Genomic DNA, 24,931 nt, shown 5'->3' with positions numbered 1-24,931 from the left:
CTTTGTGTGACTGAGCCAAAACTTGTCTCAGTCTCTTCTAGTATCTCTAAAAACGAATAAACGGTGAAAAAAAGACACCTTGAATTCCTTTAGAATTAGTTTAACGAACCAATTCATAGGAGGATTCAAGATGTCTGATACTCAGTTTATCAAACATATCCTAAACATTCTAAACCTGATTATCTATTTCGCGGAAAATTGTTTAACCAAATAAAAAGAACAGAAAAAAGTATTTCTTCTTTCTCTTAGATTCTTCGCATTCTTTCAGTAAGATAAAAGGATTCAGCTTTTTAACACTTAGGCAATTTGCAATGTATCAACTTTAAATTGTTCGTCTACGTATTTGGCATAGGTTTTGTGTTTTTGAACAAGCTCAGCGTGTTTTCCTGAACCGGTTACTTTTCCTTTTTCGATAAAGTAGATTTTATCAGCATCCACGATCGTTGATAGACGATGTGCGATCACTAATGTTGTCCGACCTTTCATCAGATTTGCCAAGGCTTGTTGGACTTTTGCTTCTGATTCAGAATCAAGACTTGCTGTTGCTTCATCCAACATCAAGACCTTTGGATCTCTTAAGAACGCTCGAGCGATTGCCAGTCGTTGCCGTTGGCCTCCAGAAATTTTCGTACCACGCTCGCCCACTTCTGTATCTAAACCATTGGGCATCTCTTCCACAAATTGACGTGCATAGGCTAATTCTAACACTTCCCAAAGCTGCTCATCTGTGTAAGTATCCGCTAATCCATAAGTTAAATTATAACGGATCGTTCCTGCCATAATAGCAGAATCTTGGGAAACATAACCAATTTGACTACGATAATTGGACAACTTGATCTTTTGGATCTCTGTTGTGCCAAATTTGATCGTACCTGCTGTTGGCTCATAAAAACGTTCTAATAAACTGAATGTAGTCGATTTCCCTCCACCAGAAGGACCCGCAAAAGCAATGATCTCGTTAGGTTTAGCTTCAAAAGACACATTCGTTAAAATCGGTTCCTCAGGTGCATCACTATAAGCAAAGTCCACGTTAGAAACACACAATGTTTTGTTCGATAAATCCACTTCTTCACCAGATTCAAAATCTTCAGGTACTTCATTCAATAATTCTTGTACACGGCGTGTCGAACCAGCAGCTTTTGCCATTTCAGAAAACAACGTGGCAATCGTTGGCATCGCGCCGATCAGATTGAAGAGATACATGAGAAAACTCATCAATACCCCGATCGTCATCGCACCAATCGCAATACGATGCATTCCATAAGCTAGCAAACCAAAGACCATACTCATAAAAACCATCATCATGAGTGGTTGCATTGCAGCATCAAAGACTGCTTCTTTTTTACCAACGCGAAACAAACGATCGACTTCATTTGCTGCCCGTTCTTGTGCTTGTTGTTCGGCATTCGACGTTTTTACTAAACGAATTTCAGACAACGTTTCTGTTGCGATTCCATTGAAATGACTCATAGCATCTTGACGGATATGACTGATCTTTGAACCAAAGGTCATCACAGGAATCATCAATAGGATAACGACGGGAACAGCAATAACCATGGCTAGCGACATATGCCAGTCCATTCGGATCATCATATAAACAGTCCCAATTACGGTAATGATGCTCGCAATCGTTTGTGGAAACGTCACAGCCAACAGCTGTTTTACCTGGGTCGTATCATTCGTTACTCGGCTGGACATCTCACCCGCCTTCACCGAATCAAAATAGGTGACTTTCAGTATCGTTAATTTATTCCATAAACGTTTTCGCATATTTTGAATGACGTTTTCGCCAAAAATTCCTAGAACCGTCCCACCAATCGCTGAAATTACAGCTGAAAAAACGAACATCCCCACGACTCTTCCTAATAAAGCATAATCGATCCCCTCTTGAAAATGATTAACTAAATTAGCCGCCAATTTAGGAACATAAACTTGCACAGCTGATGAACCTGCTAATAAGATCATGCCCATCGCCAGTAAGGGATAGCGCGGTTTTGTTTGTTTGATTAAACTAAGAAATTCTTTCAAAGAAAATCTTGTGTTCATTTGTTTCATCGAGATACTAACGGGTCTTCCGCCTCCACCTTGTGCCATTATTTTCTACGTCCTTTCTTCCATCCTTCAAAGCCACCGTAATGTCTATCAAATCGTCCATCGAAGGCATCTCGATCAAAGCCACCTCGACCAAAACCACCGAACCCACTGCGATCCATCATCTGTTCACGTGCTCTGCCAAAATGCGCACTCATCTTATTGAATCGTTCCCAGCGTTGATCATCGCCGAAAACTTCAGCTAATTTTTCTTGAAATTCAGGACGATTGATATTTTCATTCATTCGTTCAAGGTAGGTATTCAATTGTGCTAACTCTTCTTCTGCAAAACCTTTAAATAAGACATCTTTTAACGTTGTACTGATTGAACCACGCTCTTGCAGACTTTCTCGACCTTTATCAGTAATCTTGACCAAAGTCACTCGGGAATCCGTTGCTGATTTTTCCCGCATGACCGCCCCAGCCTCTTCTAATTTTTTGATGATTTGTGTCACACTAGACGGTTTAATATCTAGCACTTCAGCTAATCGTCCTGCCGTCACATCGTCCTCAGCCACTAAAATTTTTAATGTTTCAAAAGCATTGTCTGTCTTTTCTTCCACTTGATAGGCAAAAATCAAAAACGGTTGATGCGCAATTTCTAACAGATTTTCTAAGATTTCATGATTATTCATAAGATGACCTCCAAAATATTTACTTAGTTTATATCGATATCAACAAAATAAATGATAAACTATTTATTTTGTTTGTCAATAACTAAACTAATTAAATAGTTAAAAAAATAGTTAGCCAAAAAATCTAAAATTGACTAACACTTGATAAGTGAGTTGGTTTGTTTTTTTCAATACGCATTATCCCTTCTATTTTTTTATTTTCAAACAAAAATAGACTCAGCTCTTTTTGGATTTTCAAGAAAATAACTAAGTCTATATGCTATAATCCTTTATGACAGTAAAGTTTAATGACGGTGGCTTTCCATTCTGAAAGCGAGGTGGTGCTTATGCACATAATCCCACACTTTAGAGAAAGGAGATGCCTTTTTGTCCGCATATGAGACAATTCAAACCATTCTTGGGTTTGGTATGTTTACCATTTCTTTGATTGGCTTGGTTGTATCTATGCTTAAACATGACAAAAAGAAATAGCCGTCACTTTAGCGAGAAGACTGGCTATTTATTTTTGAAATATTTAGTTTAATTGCCACCGTCTTTAGCGGTGCTGTCAAAAGGGAACTGTTGACGCAGTTCCTTTTTTCATGTTTATTATAGCATACCTCTATTCTTCTATTCAATAAAAAACAAAAGAACGGTTATTTTTTTAAAGCAATGATCACTAAGTCTATAGGCTTCGATCCTTTGTGACAATATAGTTTAACAACGGTGGCTTTCCATTCTGAAAGCGAGGTGGTGCTTATGCACATAATCTCACACTTTAGAGAAAGGAGATGCCTTTTTGTCCGCATACGAGACAATTCAAACCATTCTTGGATTTGGTATGTTTACCATTTCTTTGATTGGCTTGGTTGTATCTATGCTTAAACATGACAAAAAGAAATAGCCGTCACTTTAGCGAGCAGACTGGCTATTTATTTTTGAAATACTATTAAATTCGCCACCGTCTTTAGCGGTGCTGTCAAAAGGGAACTGTTGACGCAGTTCCTTTTGCACGATTATTATAGCATGCCTCTATTCTTCTATTCAAAGTTAATTTCTAGCATCTTGATTAAAATTTACTTCTATCAATTCATATAAACACCAAAAATTCTGATATAAAGGCATTTTTGAGTAAATAGCTCACTAACAAATCCTAACTGATCACAGTAGTACGATAGTCAAAGAGGATATTTTTAACTAAATTGATTTATCGTATAGTGTGATAGAGGGAACTAGTTCTACTTACTTATGCAATAAAACATATCTAAAGAGTTTTATTTGAAAAAAATATATTGACATTTTATACTTGAATTATCAAATAAAAAGGACGTGAAGATAAATGTCAAATTTAGAACATCAAGAAGAAAAAACTTTAGACAAAATTATTGCTACGGTTAATAAACTGGATAAAGAATTAGACGAACTTGATACGTTATCTGAAAATCCAGAAAAAAAACATAACCTAAAAAAATGGTTAGTTGAACGAAAAGCGATTCATGAAATTAAAAAAATCCTTCATGAAGCTGGTAAATATGAGAAATATGATGAAAAAGAACTTGATAAAGAATTTAAAGAAATTAATGATTTATTACAATAATTGATTTATACGACTCATTTTGAGTCGTTTTTTATTTATAATAAAGCATTCCTTTCAAGAAGATAAAACAAATGAGAGTCATTGTTTAAGTTTAGTTTGTATATAAAGTCTATAGCTATTTTTAAATTCAATATCTGCTATTTTCATTACTTTTTTCATTGCTTCATCTGAAGAGCCAAAATGGTACCTGTTCTTTTCGAATCCATCTTCAACTATCGTGTATCGTTCTTGGTCATAACAAATAAATACATAGCGATCTTTTTTGAATGTAAGAATTTTTAAAGCGAAATAGTTCTTTGACTTAAATATTTTTTTCAAATATTGTTTTAATTGCTTTTTATAAATCATGTTCATTTTACGGCACTTCTACTTTCTTCATCGACTAGCCATTGATTTTTGTTGAATCGATTAACCAACTTATTTACTTCCTTATCAAATAAATATTTTTTCAACGTTCGACTAATATAAAAAACTTGCACCTTTTTGCCATCTATTCTAAAAGCAATTCGAAAATCTTCCTTTCCTAAATGGATTTTCATTTCATAAATAGAGTATTTTGCAGATGAATGGACAGGTTTGATGCGATAAAAATTATGTGTCAAATACTCATTCACTTTATATACGATTATTTCTTGATATTTTTTTGATTGATTCTCAGAAAATACATCGGAAAATTCCTTGCTGAACTCTACAGAGTACATAACTATACCTTCTTTGTTAGATGATTTATGTAAAGGATAGAATACAAATACAATAGAATGTCTCATACATCACAATATAATTATAGTTGATAAAACAACCTATTTCTATTCACATTCATTATATCAACTATAAACAATAGCCACCAAAAGGCGACTGAAAAATAGGCTTTTATTTGTAAGTTACCTTACAGGCATTAGACTAATCCAACCAATGCCTATCAAAAACATATCATACTTGTTGCATCACTATTTCGTCTATTTACTCTGGTAGAAAATCACTGGTAGAAAAGATAAAATAACACAAAAAAAAGCGCCTAAAAAGACGCTTTTGGTAGAAAATTGGAAAACTGAGTATTAGAAAGTATGTGAAATAGACTATTTTAAGCTTGATTTTCTCCCAATTTCACTAAGTTTTACCAGCTTTTCCGATACATCTTGAACTCTAAGAACAAGTCGTTATAGATTCCTAAAAATTTAGGTCCAAGGTCTTCATAAACTTCTAGATGAGAGATGGTTTCATCAGAGGGATAGAATTGTTCATCTTGGGAAATTTCTTTTGGTAAAAGAGCTTTCGCTTTTTTGTTAGGTGTTGAGTAGCCAATGTATTCAGCATTTTGGGCAGCATTTTCTGGTTTCAACATAAAGTTGATGAAATCATACGCACCTTCTTTGTTCTTGGCTGTTTTCGGCATCACAATATTATCAAACCATAAATTCGAACCTTCTGAAGGGATCACATAATGAAGATGTTCATTTTCAGACATCATATCTGCTGCTTCTCCAGAAAAAGTTACTGCGACGGATGCTTCTTCATTGATCATATACATTTTGATTTCATCAGCTACGATTGCTTTGACATTAGGGGTTAGTTTGTTCAGTTTATCTGCAGCTGCATTCAATTGATCCATCTCTTTGCTGTTCAACGAATAGCCCAAACTGTTCAACGATAGCCCCATCACTTCTCTGGCACCATCGATCAACATCAAACTATCTCTTAATTTCGGTTTCCAAAGATCATTCCAGTGCTGGATTTCCTCTTTATCGAAAACTTTATCATTATATACGATCCCCAAGGTTCCCCAAAAATATGGAATCGAATAGGTATTTTGGGGATCAAAGTCTAAATCCAAAAAGCGCTCATCAATGTTCGCTAATCCTTTGATCTTGGAATGGTCTAAAGGAAGCACTAATTTTTCTTTGATCATCTTTTGGATCATGTATTCACTAGGAATGGCTATATCATAATTTGTGCCACCTTGTTGGATCTTAGTAAACATGGCTTCGTTGGAATCAAACGTTTCATAATTGACCTTATACCCATATTCTTTTTCAAATTTTGTGATCAAGCTAGGATCAACGTAATCGCCCCAATTGTAGATCGTAACGATTTTTGCTCCACTCATTCCGCTTGCTTGTTCTAATTGCCGTACACCAAAGAGCAAGATCAAGATGATCACAACGATACCCACAAACAGTGATTGTAATTTTTTCATCGTAAGCGTGCGACCTCCTCACGTCCTCGGCGATTTTTTCTCAGTTTTTTGGAACGATTTTCTTTACTAATAAAATAATAACCGATCACTAAAACCATCGAAAATAGGAACACTAATGCACTTAACGCATTGATTTCTAAACTGATTCCTTGACGAGCACGAGAATAGATTTCTACTGACAACGTAGTGAATCCATTACCTGTCACGAAAAAGGTCACCGCAAAATCGTCTAATGAATAAGTAAATGCCATAAAGTAGCCTGCAATGATGCCAGGAGATAAGAATGGTAAAATAATATTTTTTACGACTTGAAAATTATTTGCACCTAGATCTCTAGCGGCATCAACCATCGAATCATTCATTTCTTGTAATTTAGGTAATACCATCAATACAACGATTGGGATACTAAAGGCAATATGAGAAAGCAAAACACTTTGGAAACCTAATCCAAAGCCTAAAAAAGTAAAGAAAATCAAGAAACTGGCACCAATAATTACATCTGGTGAAACTAATAAAATATTATTCATACTTAGTAATGTCGTTCTTGCTTGACGTTTTTTAGTATAGTAAATCCCCATTGCCCCAAACGTTCCGATAATCGTTGCGATCAGTGCCGATAAAAAAGCTAACATAAAGGTGTTCAATACAATAATGATCAATCGTGTATCTTCAAAAACTGCCTGATAATGGTCCCAAGTAAAACCGGTAAATTTGTTCATGGTACCACCGTCATTAAAGGAGTAGAAAATCAAATAAAAGATAGGCAAATATAATAGTAGAAAAACAATAAAGAGGTAAAGGTAAGACCACTTAAATTTTTTCATCATGCGCGGCCTCCCTTCTTCTTCTCACCTGTCAGCAACATCACAATAAACATTGCAATAATCAAAATAACTCCGATCGTCGAACCCATCCCCCAATTTTGAGTCACGAGAAAATGTTGTTCAATTGCTGTTCCTAAAGTGATCACACGATTTCCACCAATCAGTCGTGTCAACATGAACAATGACAGTGAAGGAATAAACACTGCTTGAATCCCACTTTTTACACCATTCAATGACAATGGGAATACTACTCGGCGAAATGTTTCAAAATTATTAGCTCCTAGATCACGGCTAGCACTGATCAATGACGGATTCATTTCTTCCAATGCATTGAATATCGGCATAATCATAAATGGAATCTCGATATAAGTTGCCACAAATAAAAAACTAAAATCGGTAAACAAAATTTGTCTTGGAGCAATCCCTAAAAATTCAAAAAATTGATTCACACTTCCATGGATACTAAAAATACCAATAAACGCATAAGCTTTTAGTAATAAATTCACCCATGTTGGTAAGATGATCAGCATCAACCACAACTGTTTATGTTTTAATTTAGTTAAAAAATAAGCAGTGGGATAGCTGATGATTAATGTAAAAAAGGTGATCAAAAAGGCATACCAAACAGAATTTAACGCCATGAAAAGATTCGTTCTAGACGTCAAAAAAGTAGCATAATTATTTAAAGTAAAGTGTCCATTCATATCAAAAAAAGATTGGTAAATGATCATCAAAACTGGTGCGATCACGAATAGACCAAGCCAGAGTACATAAGGAACAGAGTAGATTCTACGCATTGCTTTCATTGACTATTCCTCCTTACTCTTCATAACTATCAAGTCGTGCATCAAATTCTTCTTCTGATTCATTAAAACGCATGACATGGATATCTTCTGGATCAAAGGCTAGACCAACTTTGCTACCCTCTTTTGCTTTTTTCGTTGAATGAACCGTCCATTCATTTTGTTGCTCATCATAACAGACAATTTCATAGTGGACCCCACGAAACAGTTGCGTATCAACAGTCACAACCAGTTTTCCCTTATCAGGGGTAGTAATCGTTAAATCTTCAGGGCGCAAGACGACTTCAACTGATTCATTGGGACGCATTCCACCATCAACACATTCAAATCGTTTGCCAACAAACTCTACAAGATTATCGTCGATCATCACACCATCAACGATATTGCTTTCACCCACAAAATCAGCCACAAAATGATTGATCGGTTCATCGTAGATATCGACAGGTGTTCCACTCTGCACGATTTTTCCCTTATTCATCACAAAGATTTCATCGCTCATTGCTAAAGCTTCTTCTTGGTCATGTGTCACAAAAATAAATGTAATTCCCAAACGTTGTTGCAACTCTCTTAATTCATACTGCATATCCGTTCGCAACTTTAGATCCAGCGCAGATAGAGGTTCGTCTAACAACAATACTTTAGGTTCATTAACGATAGCCCGCGCGATAGCCACACGTTGTCTTTGTCCACCAGACATTTCGCTAATTTCTCGATTTTCGTACCCAGGAAGTTGCACCATACGAAGTGCATCTTTGACTTTTTTCTCAATATCGACTTTATTCATTTTTTTGATTTTCAATCCAAAAGCGACATTGTCGAATACATTCATATGAGGAAATAAGGCATAATCTTGGAAAACCGTATTTACTTGCCGTTTATTAGCTGGCACATCATTTAATCGTTTTCCCTCAAAATACATTTCGCCTTCAGTAGCATCTGTGAAACCAGCAATAATTCGTAAAATCGTTGTTTTTCCACAACCCGAAGGACCTAGTAAGGTATAAAATTTTCCTTGTTCGATCTCAAAACTCACTTTTTTCAAAATCGTTTCATCATCATAGCGTTTGACCACCTGATCAAATGAAATAATTGGTTTTCCCACTTTTTAACCCCCTAAAATTACAAGTACGATTCAGTAGCGACAATCAATGCCCTCGTACGTTTTGATTGATGATTCTTCAATTGGTGGTGCTTTGTTGCTTGGTAATAGATCGATTGACCTGCTTTGGCAATATATCGCTCTTCACCTAAGCTTAACTCTAATTCCCCCTCTAACACAAAAATAAACGTTTCTGATAAAGAAGGTTCAAATAATTTATACTCTCCTGCTTCATTGAATGTCAGTAAAACAGGTTCCATTTCTTTTTCATTCGAATCAGAGACCAACCATTCAAGTTGATAACCATTTTCTTCATCTAAATAAACGGTATGATCTTCTTTAGAATAAACAACTTGTAGATTCACTGTTTCTTGATGGAAAAATTCTTCAGGGGAAACACCTAATACTTCAAGAATCGAAAAAAATGTTTCCATGGATGGCGAACTCAAGTCACGTTCTAATTGAGAGATATAGCCTTTTGATAAATCCGTACGTTCACCTAATTCTTCTTGTGTCAAATTTTTCTGGATACGTAAATTTCTTAACTTCTCACCTATTTCCATCTCATTCCTCCTCCATGAAGTTTTCTAATAGTAAACATCAAGTTTACTCTCACTCGTACTAGTATACAAATTTTGATTAAAAAAACAACCCTTTTTATTTTAAATTTCAAGAAAAACATCTTTTTTATTTGAAAGAATAAGTTTCACTTTTTTTAGTCACTAATCATCAGCGAATCACCATAAAATAGATTGATTTATGGTATGATAAAAGAAAAATTTTGAGAGGAGTTCTGTTTTTACATGAATAAATTTAAAGCGTTTCAAGTAAATAATGTTCCGCATTTTCATACTTCGATCATTGACCAGGAAATGCCTCTTTTATCAGCGAACGAAGTGTTGGTCAAAGTTGCTTATTCTGATGTTAACTATAAAGATGCACTAGCTAGTAGTGAATCTGGTGGTGTCATCCGCTCTTATCCTATGACACCTGGGATTGATCTTTCAGGAACCGTTGTCGAAAGTCGAGATGAACGTTTCAAAACAGATGATTCTGTTCTCCTAACTGGTTATGGCTTGGGCGTCACTCAACCTGGAGGCTATAGCCAGTACCAAAAAGTTTCTGGTGATTGGTTGATCCCACTTCCGAAAACCTTGTCACTTCGTCAGGCAATGGTATTAGGAACTGCTGGCTTTACTGCACTTTTATGCGTGAATGCCCTCATATCAAAAGGGATGAAATCGAGTGACCGTATTGTTGTAACTGGAGCATCTGGCGGAGTAGGCAGTACCGCTGTAGCAATTTTAAAAAAAATGGGTTTTACTTCGATCATCGCTCTTTCACGTAAAAAAGAATCGGTAGAATGGCTGAAAAAATTAGGGGCGAATGAAGTCCTATCCCCAAATGAATTTCTTCCTGAAAAGACAAAACCTTTAGGAAAGCAACAAATTGATTATGTCATTGATACGGTTGGTGGTGACTTATTGACCCAACTCCTTCCTTTGATCGCCTATGATGGTGCTGCGGCATTATGTGGAAATGCTGGAGGAATCCAATTGACCACTACTGTATTACCGTTCATTTTGCGCAATATCCAGTTGATCGGTATCGATTCAGTCAATGTTCCGCATGAAAAACGTTTCTCCTTATGGCAACAATTAGCTGATCTTGCTATTGCTGATGATCTTTTCGTTAAAGAAATCGCCTTGGAGGAATTGCCCGAAGTGATTCAAGGATTGTTAGCTGGGCAACATCAGGGAAGAACACTAGTTAATGTAGGTGAAATGAAATGAAGATATTGATTACGGCTGGTGGCACAAGCGAAAAAATTGATCAAGTCCGTTCAATCACAAATCATTCGACTGGGCAGTTAGGTAAAAAGGTTGCTGAAACATTGGTAGCTGATTCAACAGTAATGATCGACTATGTCACGACAAACAGTGCTGTCAAGCCAACGTCACAGGATAATATTTGCTTTCATCTAATCGAGTCCACTCAAGATTTATTTGAAACTTTGGAAAGATTACTGACAAGTGACTCTTATGATGCCATCATCCATAGTATGGCAGTGAGCGATTTCACTCCTGCTTTTAGCCTATCTGAAGAACAATTGGCACAGAGCATTGACCAAACACCGCTAACGCCAGAACACCTTTCTTCATGGTTCCGAGACCATGAAATAAATCCTAATAAAGCTGAAAAAATCTCTTCTGACACAGAACACTTGTTAATTGCCTTGAAAAAAACGCCTAAGATCATCAGCTATCTAAGAAAATGGCAACCAGAAGCAACCATCATCGGCTTTAAGTTATTAGTCGATGTTTCAAAAACAGAACTTTTAGCAGTCGCCAAAAAAAGCATCATGAAGAATCAGGTAGACTACATCCTTGCGAATGATCTGACACAAATCGACGGAACAAACCATCACGGCTATCTATTAGGGGCAGACGGAACAATCAAAGAAGCTCAGTCCAAGGAAGAAATTGCTAAATTATTAGCATCGGTTATAATAGAACCAGTTTCCTTTAACCAATGAAACGCTGAAAAGAATTCTCTGATTTATTTCTTAAAACACAAAAGTTAAGCTTGATTTTAGCAGGGAATGAAAGGAGTAAACAATTATGAAAAAAATTCTATTGGGGGTTACTGGCAGTATCTCTGCTTATAAAAGTGCGGATATTACCAATCAACTCGTGAAACTTGGCTACCAAGTAGACGTGATCATGACAGAAAGCAGCACTCACTTCATCACGCCACTTACGTTACAATCTTTATCAAAACGTGCCGTCCATACCGATGTCATGCAAGAAAAAGAACCTTCAGTGATTAATCACATCGAACTGGCAAAACAAGCAGACTTGTTCTTGATTGCTCCTGCTACGGCTAATATTATCGGTAAATTAGCAAATGGGCTGGCAGATGATCTACTCTCAACAGTTGCAATGGCACTCCCTGCAGATACTCCGAAGTTGATTGCTCCTGCAATGAATACAAATATGTATCAACATCCACTCAATCAAAGGAATTTAAATACGTTAAAATCAATCGGCTATCAAGAAATCGAGCCAAGAGAGTCGTTGTTGGCTTGTGGTGATTTTGGCAAAGGTGCTTTAGCTGATACCCAAATAATCATTGATCAAACGGTACAACTGATTAATGAAAGAAACGCTTAATATAAAAGGAGTCATTATGAAAAACACACGTACTTTTGCTTTGACTGCTATGTTTTTAGCAATCATGATTTTATTAGCGGTCACACCGCTTGGGTTTATTCCTATTGGTCCAATCAACGCTACGACCATGCACATCCCAGTGATCATTGCATCAATCGTTTTAGGCCCACGTTTAGGTGGCTTTCTAGGAGGGACATTCGGCTTGATTAGTATGATTCGTAGTACGGTCATTCAAACGCCTTTATCATTCGTCTTCTCCCCATTCATCCCAGTGATTGGCACAGACCACGGAAGTTTGAAAGCATTATTGATTGCTTTTATTCCACGGATATTGATTGGTGTTGTTCCCTATTTTGTCTATAAAGGAATACTACGGCTAAGTAAAAACAAGTTTCAAGGTGTTTCTTTGTTTCTAGCAGGCTTAGCTGGTTCTTTCGTGAATACGATCCTAGTGATGAATATGATCTATTTCTTATTCCAACAAGATTATGCTCAAGTGGTCGGAAAAAGTATCCATGCGCTATATACTGCTATTTTAGCTGTTATCTTTACGAGTGGTGTTCCAGAAGGGATCGTCGCTGGAATTGCTACAGTCGCTGTTGGTAGTGTCTTGCTTCGTTTGATGCATGCGACACCCCAACCTAAATAAGACAATTAGCTGATAGCGAACATGATCTTCTTTGAATCAAAACATCCATCCCAATTTTTTTGAAATTGGTAGATGGATGTTTTTTACTTAAAAATCATCAACAGTATGAAAGCTTCTACTCCTTGGAGCAAGCCTGAATTTGTCTCATCTAAGTTCCCAATGCTGTTTATTATCCTATCCACGGCGTTCTCAGAGCTGACCTTCGGCAATAAGCCTGAATTTTTCAAAATATGTGAAGCTATTTTATAAAATTCTTTCTTATTGTCTTCTAAGTCCTCAATGCTGTTCACAACCTTATCCACGGCGTTTTCAGAGCTGACCCTTCGTCAATAAGTCGAAAAATCTCAAAACATGAAAAGCTGTTTCGAGATTTTCCTCCTTATTGCTCAGGTCAGAACGCTCTGTTCACGACCTTCTTCTCGCATTTTTTTTGTTTAGTGTTATGATTGATAGTGATTATTATAAGAAAGGATGATTAAAATGAAAATTTTTGTTGTAGGTGCTAATGGCCAAATTGGTCGGCATTTAATCAAAGACCTTGCAACTACTAGGCATCAAGTGACAGCAGGTGTACGCGAGGTTGCAACACAATCTTTAGTAAAAAAAGATAATGTCACTTATGTTTCTTTCGATCTGACTTGGACAATTGAAGAAATGGCAGATGCTTTTAAAGGTTGTGATCTCGTTATTTTTGTTGCGGGTTCGCAAGGGAAAAACTTATTGCAGATCGACTTAGACGGTGCGATCAAGACAATGATAGCGGCCGAATCAGCACATGTTTCTCGCTACTTTATGATTAGTGCTGTTTTTGCCGAGGATCGCAGCAAATGGCCAGATTCTATGATTGATTACTACATTACGAAACATTATGCTGATGAGTGGCTGAAACAACAAACAACTTTAGATTATGTAATCATCCAGCCAGTGTCATTGACAAATGAAGAAGTTACTACAGTCCAACTGGCAAAACCAACCGAAGCCACTGCTAAAACCGTCTCTCGTCAAACGGTAGCTGCTGTTTTGACAGCTTTAGTGGAACAACCAACTATAACTAAAACAACGCTAGTACTATCTGAAGGAACGCAGGAAATTTCAACTGCGTTGCAGCAAATAGTCGAGGAGGAATAAAAAATGCGAGCCATCACGATCAAACATCCCGGTTCTGCCGAAGTACTACAAGAGATCGATGCACCAAAACCAATAGCGGAAAAAGGACAATTACTCATAAAAGTTCACACAGCGGCAATCAATCGAACGGACATCATGCGTCGAGAAACAACGAATCAACAGACTCCTTACCCGATTCTTGGCGTAGAAGTAGCTGGAGAAGTTGTTGAAAACCGAAGTGATAACCCAGCTTTTGTACCAGGTACAAGAGTATGTGGGTTAGTCAATTTAGGCGGTTATGCCGAGTACGCAGTGATGCCAGCTGACCGTGCAATTCTACTGCCCGATACATTGGATAATATTGCAGCGGCTGGTATTGCAGAAGTTTTTCTAACAGCTTACCAAACACTCCATTGGCTAGGAAATTTACAAGAAGGTGAAACTGTTTTGATCCACGCTGGAGCGAGCGGTGTGGGAACGGCAGCCATCCAACTAGCAAAACAACTTACTAAGGCAACCGTCATCGTCACTGCTGGTTCATCAGAAAAACTAGCTTTTTGTCAAAAACTTGGTGCAGATGAACAGATCAATTACAAAACACAGGATTTTTCAACCGAAGTAGCAAGAATTACCAATGGAAAAGGTGTCGATGTCATCTTAGATTTCATCGGAGCTTCTTATTGGGAGAAAAATTTAGCTTCTATTGCTATTGATGGACGTTGGGTATTGATCGGAATGTTAGGTGGAACAATTGTACCAGAGATTGATTTAGCTACCTTGATCACCAAACGAATCCAACTGATCGGCACTTTGTTGACTCCTCGAAGTGATCAGTACAAAGCTCAATTGACTCAAGAATTTATGCAAGTAGTTGGACCTTATCTAGCTGACCAACGAGTCAAACCAATTATTGATCGTACCTTTACATTGGCGCAAGTCCAAGAAGCACATGAATATATGGAAGCGAATAAGAATATCGGAAAGATTATTTTGACGATAGCAGAATAACCAACTTTTAAATGCAAATAGCAATCAAAAAATAAGCCGTAGAATCTCAAAAATAGGAGCAACTATTTTTGGATTCTACGGCTTTTTTTATTTAGCTAGTTTATTATGACTGCTTTATTTCTTTCTGTTTGATAGATGCGACTAATTGATTTTCCTTTTTTATTCGTAGATAGAGACAGAGACTATAAGGAAGAATAAAAATAATGAGTGTCACATAGGCGTGAAAAAGAAGCACGACTCCAATCAATTCAGGTAAAATATTTAAAAAATAATTGGGGTGCTTGACCCGTTGGAACAACCAATGTTCAATCAATTGATGATCTGGTTCAAAGATCAATTTCACTGACCAATATTTTCCTAATAATTTCATGACCCAAAAGAGCATGATAAACGAAAATAGGATGAGACAAAATCCAATCCAGCTGACCCAATTAATTTGTGTTTTTTGAATGCTTCCCTCAAAGAAAGCAGAAAAATAAAACAGCGTATGTAAGATAGCTAACCATTTCGTAGTTGTTTTTCCATACTCAATCGCTCCTTCATGTAATAATTGGTTCGCATGCTTACTTGAAATTTTTAATACATACAATCGTACGAATGCGATTATCAAAAAGAAATAATATAATTGTTGACTCATTCGTTTCACTCGTTTCTATTTTTATTTATTATCATCTGGAACGACCTGCAAAAGTCACTTATTTTCTATCAAATAATCATTTATTCAAAGTAAAGGAGTAGAACCATGATCGCATGTTCTTCACAGTTTGATAAAAGTATAGGAGAAAACTAACTTTTGACATGCTAGTTTTCTCCTAATTGACCGTCCATTTACTTTATATTTACGTTCTTAATTTTCACTGACGAATTTTGCTGCCTGTTGTCCAGCTTGTCGTCCAAAGATAATAATTTCAGCAACTGAATTTCCACCAATCCGATTATTCCCGTGTAGCCCACCAGTTACTTCACCAGCAGCATACAACCCAGTGATCGGTTGATTTTCTTTATTCAACACTTCTGTCTTCGTATTGATTTTCACGCCACCCATTGTGTAGTGGATACCTGGTGCAATTTTGATCGCATAGTATTTAGGTTCTGTCAGCCCATTATCCATCGCTGTCGTCCGATTAAAAGCGTCATCCTTTTGAGCATCGACTGCTTTATTCCAGGATTCAAGTGTTTGAGCCAAATTGTCTGCAGGCACATTTACTTTTTCAGCTAATTCTGCCAGATCATCTCCTGAAGTCACGTAACCCTTTTGCTCATAGAAATCAATTGCTTTTGCTCGATCTCTTACTCCTTGATCAAAAATCAAATAAGCAGATTTTTCCGGTAAAGCTGTAATAGCTGCGGAAACTTTGTCTCTTGTATCTAATTCATTCACAAATCGTTGTCCTTCTTGGTTGACTAAAATAGCTCCCTCACCTCGAACAGCTTCACCAATCAAGACGCCTTCATCTTGTTGGACTGTTGGATGTATCTGGATTTTATCCATGTCAACCGTTTGACCACCTAATTTTTCAATCATCGTGATTCCATCACCAGTTGAGCCTACTTGGTTAGTAGTGACATAGCCTGCTAAATCAGGACGGTATTTTTCAATCACTTCTTGATTGGCACCATACCCGCCAGTTGTCACTACAATTGCGTTCCCTTTGATTTCCTTTGGCTCTTCGCCTTGGACTTGTACAGTCACCTCATTGACTTTACCACTATTTTCTTTGATATCAGTTACATCTGTATTCACAAAAATAGGAATTTTACGTTCATGTACATTTTTTAACAATCCGTCAACTAAGTAACCACCGATAGCTGAGCCATCTGAAGGTCGGTGGGTTCTTTTTTCACTCATTCCCCCAGTAATTGTTAAATTATCCAATTTGATTCCATTTTGATCCAACCAATCAATCGCAGCGGCTGAATGATCAACGAAGTAGTGGAGTAATTCTTGATCATTGGTGCCACCTCCGCCTTTTAATGTTTCTTCGTAGAACGCTTCATTGGAGTCATTGATTCCGTCAGCTTGTTGGAATTTAGTGGCTGATGCATTCATTCCACTTGAGGATTTTAAGGTATTCCCACCTGCTACTGGCATTTTTTCAAAGATGACTGGGTTCAATCCAGCATCTTTTGCTTCAATCGCTGCTGTCATCCCTGCTCCACCTGCACCAACAATGATAATATCATAAGAATCTTTCATTTCAGCTGGGTTGGTATACGTTTGTTCCGATGCACCTGAAGATACCTCTGTTTTTTCAGATGATTTCGTGCTTGTCGTCGTTTTTTCTTTTGAATCTGCACTACAAGCTCCCATTGTTAAAACTGATGTAAAAACCACCAAACTTTTTAGCACTTTTTTCATTCTTTTCCTCCTAAATTTTAGTACTCCTTTATTTTAAGTGAAAAAATTCACAATTCCAACTATTTTTTTATTCTTTTTATCAATAAACAATGACTTTTTCATCTAGCATCTCTAGATAACTACTTTTGCTATTTTTTGTTGGCTGTTTTCTTATTCATTTAGGCGTTTTGGTACAAATAATTTTGGTTTGCGCTTTTACCCTAGTATAATCTTTACTATAGATAAAGGAGTTATTTTATGAACTATCTGAAAATGTTTTTTATGAATGGTACCAAAACCGCTGGAAGAATTACCCATGCGTTTTATATTCTTCTACGGGTCATCGTTACAGTAATGTTAGTCGATCAAATTTTTCAGCAAAACATGGGAAATACTTTTCTCTTATTGCTAACTCTAGTTTTATTTGAAATTCCTTATCTTCTAGAAAAAATGTTAAAGATTGAAATCCCGAATATGTTAGAAATCATTATTATTTCATTTATTTTTAGTTCAACTGTTTTAGGAGAATTAAGTGACTTCTACGGGTATTTCTCAATGTGGGATACTATCTTACATGCTTTAACTGGTTTTTTAGCTGGTGGGGTTGGTTTTTCACTTGTCTACTTACTGAACAAAAACACGAAAACAATGAATCTAACACCATTATTGTTAGCTATCGTTTCATTTTGTTTTTCAATGACAGTCGGTGTGATGTGGGAATTTGTTGAATTTTCAGCTGATCATATATTTCAACTGGACATGCAAAAAGATAGCCTTGTCCAACAAATCAATAGTGTGGAGTTAAGTAAAGATGGCAATACTGTCCACTCGATCCCTAATATCGAGCAAACCATCGTGGAATATAAAGATTCAGCTGGAAATACAGAAAAATATGTGATTTCTGGTGGTTATCTTGACATAGGGATTATTGACACGATGAAAGACCTATTCGTCAATTTTATTGGAGCCTTGACGTTTAGTATCTTTGGATATCTTTATAGTCAGAATGATTATCGGAAGTTTACTTTTATCCGTAACTTCATTCCCAGAAAAAAGAGAGAATCACGAACTGAAAGAAGAAAAGCACCTTCGAAATAAACAAAATTTTATTATCAATTATTCTTTATGTGATTCTATCGATAACTTTAGAAACTAGTATAAGAAAAATTGTCTACTATTAAAAGCCTGGGGCAAGGACGTCCTAGGCTTTTTTGATGAGTATAAAAACAAATAAAGTGTGTTCAAGAATTGTACTACTTACACTTATTAAAAAGATCAGATAAACCAGCTAGCAGTGGTTCCACGCTTCAGGGGATATTTATTAAAAAAATGGGCCAAAAGTGATGGGTGTCGAAGCTAATCCTCGACCTAATTCTTGTTCAAAGCGTCCCATCGTCGAAATTTTTAAATAAAAAGCTGCGACTGGTGGTGTCAATCGACTCTTGATCGCTAAAGGGCGTAGTTGATATTCCAGATCTTTCATTACTCTTGGAAAATATTCTTGTTTTTCTAGTTTGTTTTTAGCCTCGATTAATGATACTCTTTCCCTTTCTTTGACTTCTTTATTAAGAATCAAGTCGTATAATTCTACTATAATTTGATTGATTTCTTCTGTTTTCTTCATGATATCGCTCCCTTTAATATCATTTGGCACATCTTTCTCAAAGCTTTAATAAATATTAAATGTATTATAGTCTAGATTTACCTCTTCAGGTCATTCATTTCCTAAATAACTGTTTTTCATTCATAATTGTATCCTATAGTTATATATACATTCTTACATTTCAGTCTAAACCTATTTGAAATGAAACCAGTAGGTCGGAAAAAAGAAAGCCGAAATAACCATGGTCACAGAAAATAGCTGATTCTACTTTCCATTATCACGGTTATTCCACAAAAAGAATGTTAGTCTTTTTTAGCTTTTATATTCAATTTTTCCAAAGTGTCCATTGCTAAGGGATACTCGCTATTCGGACGTCCATCAAAATTCTCAGCGATAATCGTAAACCCTAGCTTTTGGTATAGTTGAATGGCAGGATGACTCCAAGTTTGCGTATGCAGATACACTGGTCCATGAGATGCCAGCTTTTGGAAAATACGCAATACTTCGATCGTTAATGCTTTGGCAATCCCTTTTCCTTGATGCCTCGGATCTACTGCCAGCCAATGAAAAAGCGGATAGCTTCCATCCCTCCGTTTTTTGAACCAAGCGGTACAAGTCGCGATTTTTTCACCTGTATCAGTTACAACGAAAAGCATTCGTTGCTGAAGTTCTTCTTGATAAGGTAAAAAAGCTCTCTGAAAGTAAGCAAGTGCTTCTGTTTCTGTTGTGAACTCTCCGACTGATTGTTCGATTCTTGCCCATTCGGTTTCATCGCCTAGACGGTAGTACTCAAAATGATACCCAGTCGCTAAAGATTGCGTAGGGAGACTGTCACTTAATGGACGAGTCATCCAAATCTCGGCATAAGGAACATGTTTATCTAGCATGAGCTAACTTCCTTTCTAAACAGAATAGCTCTTTCTATCTGTTTTATTACAAAAGTTTGAACATCTCACTGTAGTCATTGATGGCTAGTTCATTCAACTAGCAATGGTTACATGCTTGCATCCACTGTTTTTGCTTCGCCAATGATCCGTACTTCTGTTTCCAAAGACACATCAAATTTTTCTTTGATCACTTCTTGGATATGCGCGATCAATTCTGTATAATCCGTAGCGGTCGCATGATCAATATTGACAATAAAGCCAGCATGTTTTTCAGAGATTTGAGCGCCACCCCATTTTAAGCCTTGTAATCCAGCTTCTTGGATCAATTGACCAGTAAAATGCCCCACAGGACGTTTGAATACACTCCCACAAGAAGGATATTCCAATGGTTGTTTCGATTGACGTAATTCAGTCAGCTCGTCCATCCGACCTTTGATTACTTCATGCTCTCCTGCAGTTAATTGGAAACGTGCTTCTAAAACGACTGCATCCATTTCTTGGATTTTACTATGTCGATAAGAAAACGCCATTTCTTCGTTGGTTAGAGTTTTCAACGTACCATCTGCTAATAAAACATCCACTTCTGCTAATACGTCTTTGATTTCACCGCCATAGGCACCTGCATTCATATAAACAGCGCCTCCGATACTTCCAGGAATGCCACAAGCAAACTCAAACCCGGTTAAAGAAGTATCTAACGCCGCATAGGTCGTATCGATCAATTTTGCTCCAGCTTCAGCTGTGACCATCGTCCCAGAAACTCGGATTTGTTTCATCTCAGTCAACATGATCACCATGCCACGAATCCCACCATCTTGAACAATCAAATTACTGGCATTACCTAAAACCATCCAAGGTACATCATGGGTTCGGCAATAATCCACTACTTCTTTTACTTCATTTTGTGTTTTTGGGAAAACGAGAACATCCGCTGGACCGCCCGTTTTGGTAAACGTGTAATTCATCAATGGTTCATCAAACAATAGATTGAGTGCTGGTAAATTTTTAACTAAGTCTTCTTTATTCACTGAGGATTTTCCTTTCTATATCAAACATCCCCATTATTCTATCACGCTTAAAACAAACTTGCCAGTTTCCCTCACATTTGTTGTCTTGTATGTTTACGTAGCATTTCTTCACAAAATGCATGACTTTGCATGATCCCTTGTTGCTTCAATCCTTCCATTGAAGGTTTTTCTTTGCTGATCTCTGCGAAAAATGTTTGAACCATTGGCTCAAAACCGCGTTTGACTAACGTACTTTCCCAATCGCCAAATTTTTCTATTTCGACGCCTGATGCTCGTTGGATCGTCATATCCGTTAATTCCGCCACTTCATAAGTGCCACTTTTACTAGTGATCTGATAGTTCTCGCTATTTGCTCCACTTAAAAGATCCATTGTTAAAATTGCTGTTTGATGGGCTGTTTCCAATTGTAATACGGCAAATTCCAAAAATTCTTTTGTTTCACGGATCTGATATTTCGTACGCAAGATCGGTTCGTCCAAAAGATATACCGCCGTATCAACAAGATGTAAAAACAAATCATAGATCACAAATTCCGTTGTTTCCTGAGCGGCAATTCGATTTTTTTGTAACTGGATTAGCCGCTTCTCGGGGACTTGTTTCAAACGTTCGACCATTGGAGCAAAACGTCGATTGAATCCAACCATTAAGACAACTTGATTTTTATCTGCCAGTTCTTGTAATTCGTTGATTTCATTAAGGTCAACACTGAGTGGTTTATCGATATACACATGCACCTGATTTTCAAGACATTTTTTGGCTAATTCATAATGTACCTTTGTGGCTGCATGAATCATACAAGCCTTGATATCCTGAGACAGTAGTTCATCAATTGATTCATATAGATGGTCAAATCCATACATTTCAAGGATTCGTTTTTTCGTTTCTTTGTTTCTAGTCGCAAAGTAGAAATCAATCTTTCCTTGATTTTTTGCATAAGTAGGTAAATACGCTTTTTCTGCAATATTACCCACACCAATCACACCAATTCGCATGTTCGTTCCTCCAATCCATTCATTACTCTTATCTTACACTATTTTTTAGTAAAATAAGGTACAATAGAACCACAAATGCTAATCTAAGATCCAAAAGAAAGGATGCGTATTTAATTGAAATTTATCTCCTGGAATGTGAATGGCCTACGTGCAATCGTCAATAAAAATTTTTTAGACGTCTTTAATGAATTAGATGCCGACTTTTTCTGTCTTCAAGAAACCAAACTACAAGCCGGTCAAATCGAATTAGACTTACCTGGCTATCATCAATATTGGAATTATGCAGAAAGAAAAGGCTATTCAGGCACAGCGATCTTTGCCAAAGAACCCGCACTAAATGTCTCTTATGGAATGGGCATTGATTTACATGATCAAGAAGGACGTTTGATCACACTTGAATACCCTGAATTCTTTCTAGTTACTTGTTATACACCTAATTCCCAAAATGAATTAAAACGCTTGGACTACCGTTTACAATGGGAAGAAGCCTTTTACCATTACTTAGAAGAACTAAAAAAACAAAAACCAGTCATTGTGTGTGGCGACTTAAACGTTGCCCACCAGGAAATTGATTTGAAAAATTGGAAAACCAATCAAAAAAATGCTGGCTTTACGATGGAAGAACGAACTGCCTTCTCACACTTGTTAGCAAATGGCTTTATTGATACCTTCCGCTATTTCTATCCTGAACAAACTGGTATTTATTCTTGGTGGAGTTATCGTTTCAATGCTAGAAAAAACAACGCAGGTTGGCGTATCGACTATTTCCTAACTAGTGACGAGTTGAAGTCACGCTTGGTGGATGCAAAAATCCATACCTCGATTATGGGAAGCGATCATTGTCCCGTAGAACTAGACTTGAAATAATCTCATTGTTAGCCATCGTCATCCTAGGCAGGGCTGAATATTTTTATTAAAAAGAATGAAGAAAGATCAGCAAAGATGCTTCTTTTTTGAGCGTGGTCTTTCTTCATTTGATTGATTTTTTTTACATATCCATCACTTTCTTTTCTTCACTTTTTATGTTAGTGTTTATTTTTTAAGGAGGTTTTATGCACATGAATTTTGTTGCAATGGACTTTGAAACAGCCAACCATCAATCCCACAGTGCTTGTTCATTAGCATTGGTTATGGTTCAAAATAGCCAAATTGTTGATGAATATTACACACTCATCCAGCCAGAAACACCTTTTTTCTGGAGAAATGTTCAAATTCACGGTATTCATCAAGAAGATGTTCGTACCGCACCCAAATTTCCTGAAGTTTGGCAAACGATTCAACATTATTTCCAAAAAAACCGCTTAGTCGTCGCTCATAACGCAGCTTTTGATACGAAAGTTCTAGCTGGTTGTTTAGATTATTACAATTTGCTCCAACCTCATTATTTATCTTTATGTACGGTAAAAACCAGTCGTCGTTTATTTCCAGAGATGCCAAATCATCGATTGAATACTGTCTGTGAAAATTTAAATATCACTTTAGCGAATCACCATGATGCATTAGAAGACAGTCGTGCCTGTGCAGAGATTTTACTTTATCAAGAAAAACACTTTGGAACAGATCCTTTGAAAAAATTAGTTACCCTAAAATGAGCTACTAAAAAACAGGTAGACAAAAAATCCATGGTTGCTTTTTACAGGTAACAATGGATTTTTTGATCGCCTTTTTTAACCTTTCCAAGAACCTTTATCCCCTTCATTCCAACCATTCACCAATTTTTTCTGATTATTTGAAAAGATGTCCTCGATACAACGGTAAGATATGAGACACTATACTCAATAAAAGTGAAAGGAGTATCATATGCCATACGTTAATGAGTTACACCGTCTCTGTGACATCTGGGCACTTACCTTAGGCTTGAAAGATAATGTTAATTGGATATCAAGTGATGATAAAACCAATTATCCTTTATTACTTTCGATTTATATTGAAACATTGAAACAAGATCACGATAATTTTTTTATTGAAGCAACAAAAAAAGAGAAGTTCATCCATTCCCTTGAACGAAGTAAGCAATTTTACACATTTGGACATGGTGAAGAACTATCAAATGTCCTTCAAACTATGAGGGATGATGACCCTACAGATTTCATGCTTCTCCCAATTCACTATCTTTTAAAAAAACCGAAGATCGATCTCAACATGGGAGTAATAGATGGCTTTCGCGCTTCTGGATTATTGATTTATAAAGCCCCTACTGGTTATAAAGCAGTAATAGTTGATAAAATGAGACCTATTGATGGACTTCCTGTCTCCTACGTCTTGATTCCGCCAGAAAATTTATCCTCTCTTTGCGAAAAACTACTTTTAAACAATCAAGTTAAAAAGTACACAAAAGCAGAATTACCAACTATAAAAAAAAAGAGAAATATTAGAGACAATCATTGATCACTCTATATCTAAAAAACTACTTCCTCTTAATGTATATACTGGCTATCAAAAAGTAGCTAATGATACTACCCTTGCAATAAAAGCACCTATCAAAACAGCATTATTTCACTGTCAATACGATATATTTAAATTGAGGGATCCATACTATGAAAAAATCACTTGGAAAAATGTTAGTTCTAATCCTGAGACTAATTCCAATCCTACGATAACTGCTCGTAAATCTTTATTAGCTACTATAAAAAAATTCAGCGGCGTCTCAAATTGTTTTGATCATTTATTTTCATGGTATTTAACAAAAAAGCAAAGAAAAGTCAACTATGACTATACCGTTGACTTTAACAAAGATCCCTTTATCAACCAAATTTTTACGGGAGAAATCAATGATAAATCATATTTCTATCAAAAAAAGCAACAGTGCATTACAGCTTCAAAGCACATCCAAAAATCTACTGTTTTTCGAAAAATAGAAATAAAAAATGCTAACCCTGTCCGATAAAGTACTAACGGGTCAAATAAACAAATGATTCAGAAAA

General features: G+C 36.5%; 29 protein-coding genes. 14 read left to right on the top strand and 15 right to left on the bottom strand.

The features are described from left to right. Positions 1-297 precede the first annotated feature (297 nt). A complete protein-coding gene (locus tag IGL30_RS03040) occupies positions 298-2,094 on the bottom strand; it encodes an ABC transporter ATP-binding protein (RefSeq protein WP_123875016.1) in 1,797 nt (598 codons plus the stop codon). After that, on the bottom strand, positions 2,094-2,726 hold the full coding sequence (locus tag IGL30_RS03035) for a MarR family winged helix-turn-helix transcriptional regulator (protein WP_088745141.1): 633 nt from the start codon (positions 2,724-2,726) through the stop codon (positions 2,094-2,096). The genes IGL30_RS03040 and IGL30_RS03035 overlap by 1 nt, the downstream gene beginning before the upstream one ends. A gap of 366 nt (positions 2,727-3,092) precedes the next feature. Here IGL30_RS03035 and IGL30_RS03030 point away from each other — a divergent pair, with 366 nt between their 5' ends. From IGL30_RS03030 to IGL30_RS03020, 3 genes are all read left to right on the top strand, one after another. Further along, a complete protein-coding gene (locus IGL30_RS03030; protein WP_014834224.1) occupies positions 3,093-3,197 on the top strand; it encodes a putative holin-like toxin in 105 nt (34 codons plus the stop codon). Between the two features lie 307 nt (positions 3,198-3,504). Further along, positions 3,505-3,609 (top strand): putative holin-like toxin, encoded by a 105-nt coding sequence (locus IGL30_RS03025; RefSeq protein ID WP_014834224.1) that lies wholly within the window; start codon positions 3,505-3,507, stop codon positions 3,607-3,609. A gap of 435 nt (positions 3,610-4,044) precedes the next feature. After that, positions 4,045-4,302 carry a hypothetical protein gene (locus IGL30_RS03020; RefSeq protein WP_123875015.1) on the top strand — a complete coding sequence of 86 codons (258 nt, stop codon included), beginning with the start codon at positions 4,045-4,047 and terminating at the stop codon, positions 4,300-4,302. Between the two features lie 78 nt (positions 4,303-4,380). Here IGL30_RS03020 and IGL30_RS03015 read toward each other — a convergent pair whose 3' ends face one another. The 7 genes from IGL30_RS03015 to IGL30_RS02985 form a co-directional block, all read right to left on the bottom strand. Then, on the bottom strand, positions 4,381-4,656 hold the full coding sequence (locus IGL30_RS03015; protein ID WP_088744951.1) for a hypothetical protein: 276 nt from the start codon (positions 4,654-4,656) through the stop codon (positions 4,381-4,383). After that, positions 4,653-5,003 (bottom strand): type II toxin-antitoxin system RelE family toxin, encoded by a 351-nt coding sequence (locus IGL30_RS03010; protein ID WP_123875014.1) that lies wholly within the window; start codon positions 5,001-5,003, stop codon positions 4,653-4,655. Before IGL30_RS03010 ends, IGL30_RS03015 begins: the two co-directional genes overlap by 4 nt. A gap of 413 nt (positions 5,004-5,416) precedes the next feature. Then, complete coding sequence (locus IGL30_RS03005; protein ID WP_088744952.1) at positions 5,417-6,496, bottom strand: ABC transporter substrate-binding protein; 1,080 nt, start codon at positions 6,494-6,496, stop codon at positions 5,417-5,419. Continuing rightward, positions 6,493-7,320, bottom strand: coding sequence for an ABC transporter permease (locus IGL30_RS03000; RefSeq protein ID WP_034699851.1), 828 nt, complete (start codon positions 7,318-7,320; stop codon positions 6,493-6,495). The genes IGL30_RS03005 and IGL30_RS03000 overlap by 4 nt, the downstream gene beginning before the upstream one ends. Then, positions 7,320-8,126 (bottom strand): ABC transporter permease, encoded by an 807-nt coding sequence (locus IGL30_RS02995; RefSeq protein ID WP_010719842.1) that lies wholly within the window; start codon positions 8,124-8,126, stop codon positions 7,320-7,322. The genes IGL30_RS03000 and IGL30_RS02995 overlap by 1 nt, the downstream gene beginning before the upstream one ends. A 13-nt stretch (positions 8,127-8,139) precedes the next feature. After that, the gene (locus tag IGL30_RS02990) at positions 8,140-9,225 is read right to left on the bottom strand and encodes an ABC transporter ATP-binding protein (RefSeq protein ID WP_088744954.1); all 1,086 of its coding nucleotides are present in this window, start codon (positions 9,223-9,225) and stop codon (positions 8,140-8,142) included. A 17-nt stretch (positions 9,226-9,242) separates the two neighbouring features. Continuing rightward, a complete protein-coding gene (locus IGL30_RS02985; RefSeq protein ID WP_010719844.1) occupies positions 9,243-9,785 on the bottom strand; it encodes a helix-turn-helix domain-containing protein in 543 nt (180 codons plus the stop codon). Positions 9,786-10,025: 240 nt separating this feature from the next. On the opposite strand from IGL30_RS02985, the gene IGL30_RS02980 reads away from it, so the two are divergent. The 6 genes from IGL30_RS02980 to IGL30_RS02955 all read left to right on the top strand — a co-directional run bounded on the left by IGL30_RS02980 (position 10,026) and on the right by IGL30_RS02955 (position 15,159). Continuing rightward, positions 10,026-11,015 (top strand): acryloyl-CoA reductase, encoded by a 990-nt coding sequence (locus IGL30_RS02980; protein ID WP_123875013.1) that lies wholly within the window; start codon positions 10,026-10,028, stop codon positions 11,013-11,015. Beyond that, positions 11,012-11,758, top strand: coding sequence for a phosphopantothenate--cysteine ligase (locus IGL30_RS02975; protein WP_088744956.1), 747 nt, complete (start codon positions 11,012-11,014; stop codon positions 11,756-11,758). Before IGL30_RS02980 ends, IGL30_RS02975 begins: the two co-directional genes overlap by 4 nt. Positions 11,759-11,843: 85 nt before the next feature. Continuing rightward, positions 11,844-12,395 (top strand): phosphopantothenoylcysteine decarboxylase, encoded by a 552-nt coding sequence (gene coaC, locus IGL30_RS02970; protein ID WP_010719847.1) that lies wholly within the window; start codon positions 11,844-11,846, stop codon positions 12,393-12,395. Positions 12,396-12,411: 16 nt separating this feature from the next. Continuing rightward, positions 12,412-13,044 carry an ECF transporter S component gene (locus IGL30_RS02965; RefSeq protein WP_088744957.1) on the top strand — a complete coding sequence of 211 codons (633 nt, stop codon included), beginning with the start codon at positions 12,412-12,414 and terminating at the stop codon, positions 13,042-13,044. Positions 13,045-13,524: 480 nt separating this feature from the next. Then, a complete protein-coding gene (locus IGL30_RS02960; RefSeq protein WP_010719849.1) occupies positions 13,525-14,172 on the top strand; it encodes an SDR family oxidoreductase in 648 nt (215 codons plus the stop codon). 3 nt (positions 14,173-14,175) lie between these two features. Then, positions 14,176-15,159: an NAD(P)H-quinone oxidoreductase gene (locus IGL30_RS02955; RefSeq protein ID WP_088744959.1), complete on the top strand. Its 984-nt coding sequence runs from the start codon at positions 14,176-14,178 to the stop codon at positions 15,157-15,159. A gap of 103 nt (positions 15,160-15,262) precedes the next feature. On the opposite strand, the gene IGL30_RS02950 is transcribed toward IGL30_RS02955, so the two are convergent. Both IGL30_RS02950 and IGL30_RS02945 read right to left on the bottom strand, forming a co-directional pair. Further along, positions 15,263-15,796: an isoprenylcysteine carboxyl methyltransferase family protein gene (locus IGL30_RS02950; protein WP_034699792.1), complete on the bottom strand. Its 534-nt coding sequence runs from the start codon at positions 15,794-15,796 to the stop codon at positions 15,263-15,265. Between the two features lie 210 nt (positions 15,797-16,006). Beyond that, positions 16,007-17,518: a flavocytochrome c gene (locus tag IGL30_RS02945; protein WP_010719853.1), complete on the bottom strand. Its 1,512-nt coding sequence runs from the start codon at positions 17,516-17,518 to the stop codon at positions 16,007-16,009. A gap of 237 nt (positions 17,519-17,755) precedes the next feature. Between IGL30_RS02945 and IGL30_RS02940 the strand changes: the two genes are divergently transcribed. Beyond that, positions 17,756-18,595, top strand: coding sequence for a hypothetical protein (locus IGL30_RS02940; RefSeq protein ID WP_010719854.1), 840 nt, complete (start codon positions 17,756-17,758; stop codon positions 18,593-18,595). Between the two features lie 223 nt (positions 18,596-18,818). Here the strand turns inward: IGL30_RS02940 and IGL30_RS02935 are convergent, their stop codons facing one another. The 4 genes from IGL30_RS02935 to IGL30_RS02920 form a co-directional block, all read right to left on the bottom strand. Beyond that, positions 18,819-19,121 carry a bacteriocin immunity protein gene (locus IGL30_RS02935; RefSeq protein ID WP_088744960.1) on the bottom strand — a complete coding sequence of 101 codons (303 nt, stop codon included), beginning with the start codon at positions 19,119-19,121 and terminating at the stop codon, positions 18,819-18,821. Positions 19,122-19,402: 281 nt separating this feature from the next. Beyond that, positions 19,403-19,987, bottom strand: coding sequence for a GNAT family N-acetyltransferase (locus IGL30_RS02930; RefSeq protein ID WP_088744961.1), 585 nt, complete (start codon positions 19,985-19,987; stop codon positions 19,403-19,405). 107 nt (positions 19,988-20,094) lie between these two features. Beyond that, complete coding sequence (gene murB, locus IGL30_RS02925; protein ID WP_010719857.1) at positions 20,095-21,015, bottom strand: UDP-N-acetylmuramate dehydrogenase; 921 nt, start codon at positions 21,013-21,015, stop codon at positions 20,095-20,097. A gap of 71 nt (positions 21,016-21,086) precedes the next feature. Further along, complete coding sequence (locus IGL30_RS02920) at positions 21,087-22,007, bottom strand: Gfo/Idh/MocA family protein (RefSeq protein ID WP_088744962.1); 921 nt, start codon at positions 22,005-22,007, stop codon at positions 21,087-21,089. Positions 22,008-22,121: 114 nt separating this feature from the next. Between IGL30_RS02920 and IGL30_RS02915 the strand changes: the two genes are divergently transcribed. From IGL30_RS02915 to IGL30_RS02900, 4 genes are all read left to right on the top strand, one after another. Continuing rightward, on the top strand, positions 22,122-22,874 hold the full coding sequence (locus IGL30_RS02915) for an exodeoxyribonuclease III (protein ID WP_088744963.1): 753 nt from the start codon (positions 22,122-22,124) through the stop codon (positions 22,872-22,874). A gap of 191 nt (positions 22,875-23,065) precedes the next feature. Beyond that, a complete protein-coding gene (locus tag IGL30_RS02910; RefSeq protein ID WP_010719861.1) occupies positions 23,066-23,599 on the top strand; it encodes a 3'-5' exonuclease in 534 nt (177 codons plus the stop codon). A gap of 208 nt (positions 23,600-23,807) precedes the next feature. Further along, a complete protein-coding gene (locus tag IGL30_RS02905; protein WP_349701594.1) occupies positions 23,808-24,395 on the top strand; it encodes a hypothetical protein in 588 nt (195 codons plus the stop codon). A gap of 133 nt (positions 24,396-24,528) precedes the next feature. Continuing rightward, complete coding sequence (locus IGL30_RS02900; RefSeq protein ID WP_260222165.1) at positions 24,529-24,894, top strand: hypothetical protein; 366 nt, start codon at positions 24,529-24,531, stop codon at positions 24,892-24,894. The last annotated feature ends 37 nt before the right edge of the window (positions 24,895-24,931 follow it).

Origin of the sequence: Enterococcus sp. DIV1089c (genome assembly GCF_050530965.1) — a bacterium.
Taxonomy (GTDB): domain Bacteria; phylum Bacillota; class Bacilli; order Lactobacillales; family Enterococcaceae; genus Enterococcus_B; species Enterococcus_B hirae.
Note: the sequence above shows the minus strand (reverse complement) of the source record. Positions and strands in the feature narration are given on the sequence as shown.

Bases quoted from the DNA above. Each gene is read 5' to 3' on its own strand.
- IGL30_RS03040 (WP_123875016.1), bottom strand. From the start codon at position 2,094: ATGGCACAAGGTGGAGGCGGAAGACCCGTTAGTATCTCGATGAAACAA.
- IGL30_RS03035 (WP_088745141.1), bottom strand. From the start codon at position 2,726: ATGAATAATCATGAAATCTTAGAAAATCTGTTAGAAATTGCGCATCAA.
- IGL30_RS03020 (WP_123875015.1), top strand. From the start codon at position 4,045: ATGTCAAATTTAGAACATCAAGAAGAAAAAACTTTAGACAAAATTATT.
- IGL30_RS03015 (WP_088744951.1), bottom strand. From the start codon at position 4,656: ATGAACATGATTTATAAAAAGCAATTAAAACAATATTTGAAAAAAATA.
- IGL30_RS03010 (WP_123875014.1), bottom strand. From the start codon at position 5,003: ATGTACTCTGTAGAGTTCAGCAAGGAATTTTCCGATGTATTTTCTGAG.
- IGL30_RS03005 (WP_088744952.1), bottom strand. From the start codon at position 6,496: ATGAAAAAATTACAATCACTGTTTGTGGGTATCGTTGTGATCATCTTG.
- IGL30_RS03000 (WP_034699851.1), bottom strand. From the start codon at position 7,320: ATGAAAAAATTTAAGTGGTCTTACCTTTACCTCTTTATTGTTTTTCTA.
- IGL30_RS02995 (WP_010719842.1), bottom strand. From the start codon at position 8,126: ATGAAAGCAATGCGTAGAATCTACTCTGTTCCTTATGTACTCTGGCTT.
- IGL30_RS02985 (WP_010719844.1), bottom strand. From the start codon at position 9,785: ATGGAAATAGGTGAGAAGTTAAGAAATTTACGTATCCAGAAAAATTTG.
- IGL30_RS02980 (WP_123875013.1), top strand. From the start codon at position 10,026: ATGAATAAATTTAAAGCGTTTCAAGTAAATAATGTTCCGCATTTTCAT.
- IGL30_RS02975 (WP_088744956.1), top strand. From the start codon at position 11,012: ATGAAGATATTGATTACGGCTGGTGGCACAAGCGAAAAAATTGATCAA.
- coaC (WP_010719847.1), top strand. From the start codon at position 11,844: ATGAAAAAAATTCTATTGGGGGTTACTGGCAGTATCTCTGCTTATAAA.
- IGL30_RS02965 (WP_088744957.1), top strand. From the start codon at position 12,412: ATGAAAAACACACGTACTTTTGCTTTGACTGCTATGTTTTTAGCAATC.
- IGL30_RS02960 (WP_010719849.1), top strand. From the start codon at position 13,525: ATGAAAATTTTTGTTGTAGGTGCTAATGGCCAAATTGGTCGGCATTTA.
- IGL30_RS02955 (WP_088744959.1), top strand. From the start codon at position 14,176: ATGCGAGCCATCACGATCAAACATCCCGGTTCTGCCGAAGTACTACAA.
- IGL30_RS02950 (WP_034699792.1), bottom strand. From the start codon at position 15,796: ATGAGTCAACAATTATATTATTTCTTTTTGATAATCGCATTCGTACGA.
- IGL30_RS02945 (WP_010719853.1), bottom strand. From the start codon at position 17,518: ATGAAAAAAGTGCTAAAAAGTTTGGTGGTTTTTACATCAGTTTTAACA.
- IGL30_RS02940 (WP_010719854.1), top strand. From the start codon at position 17,756: ATGAACTATCTGAAAATGTTTTTTATGAATGGTACCAAAACCGCTGGA.
- IGL30_RS02935 (WP_088744960.1), bottom strand. From the start codon at position 19,121: ATGAAGAAAACAGAAGAAATCAATCAAATTATAGTAGAATTATACGAC.
- IGL30_RS02930 (WP_088744961.1), bottom strand. From the start codon at position 19,987: ATGCTAGATAAACATGTTCCTTATGCCGAGATTTGGATGACTCGTCCA.
- IGL30_RS02920 (WP_088744962.1), bottom strand. From the start codon at position 22,007: ATGCGAATTGGTGTGATTGGTGTGGGTAATATTGCAGAAAAAGCGTAT.
- IGL30_RS02910 (WP_010719861.1), top strand. From the start codon at position 23,066: ATGAATTTTGTTGCAATGGACTTTGAAACAGCCAACCATCAATCCCAC.
- IGL30_RS02905 (WP_349701594.1), top strand. From the start codon at position 23,808: ATGCCATACGTTAATGAGTTACACCGTCTCTGTGACATCTGGGCACTT.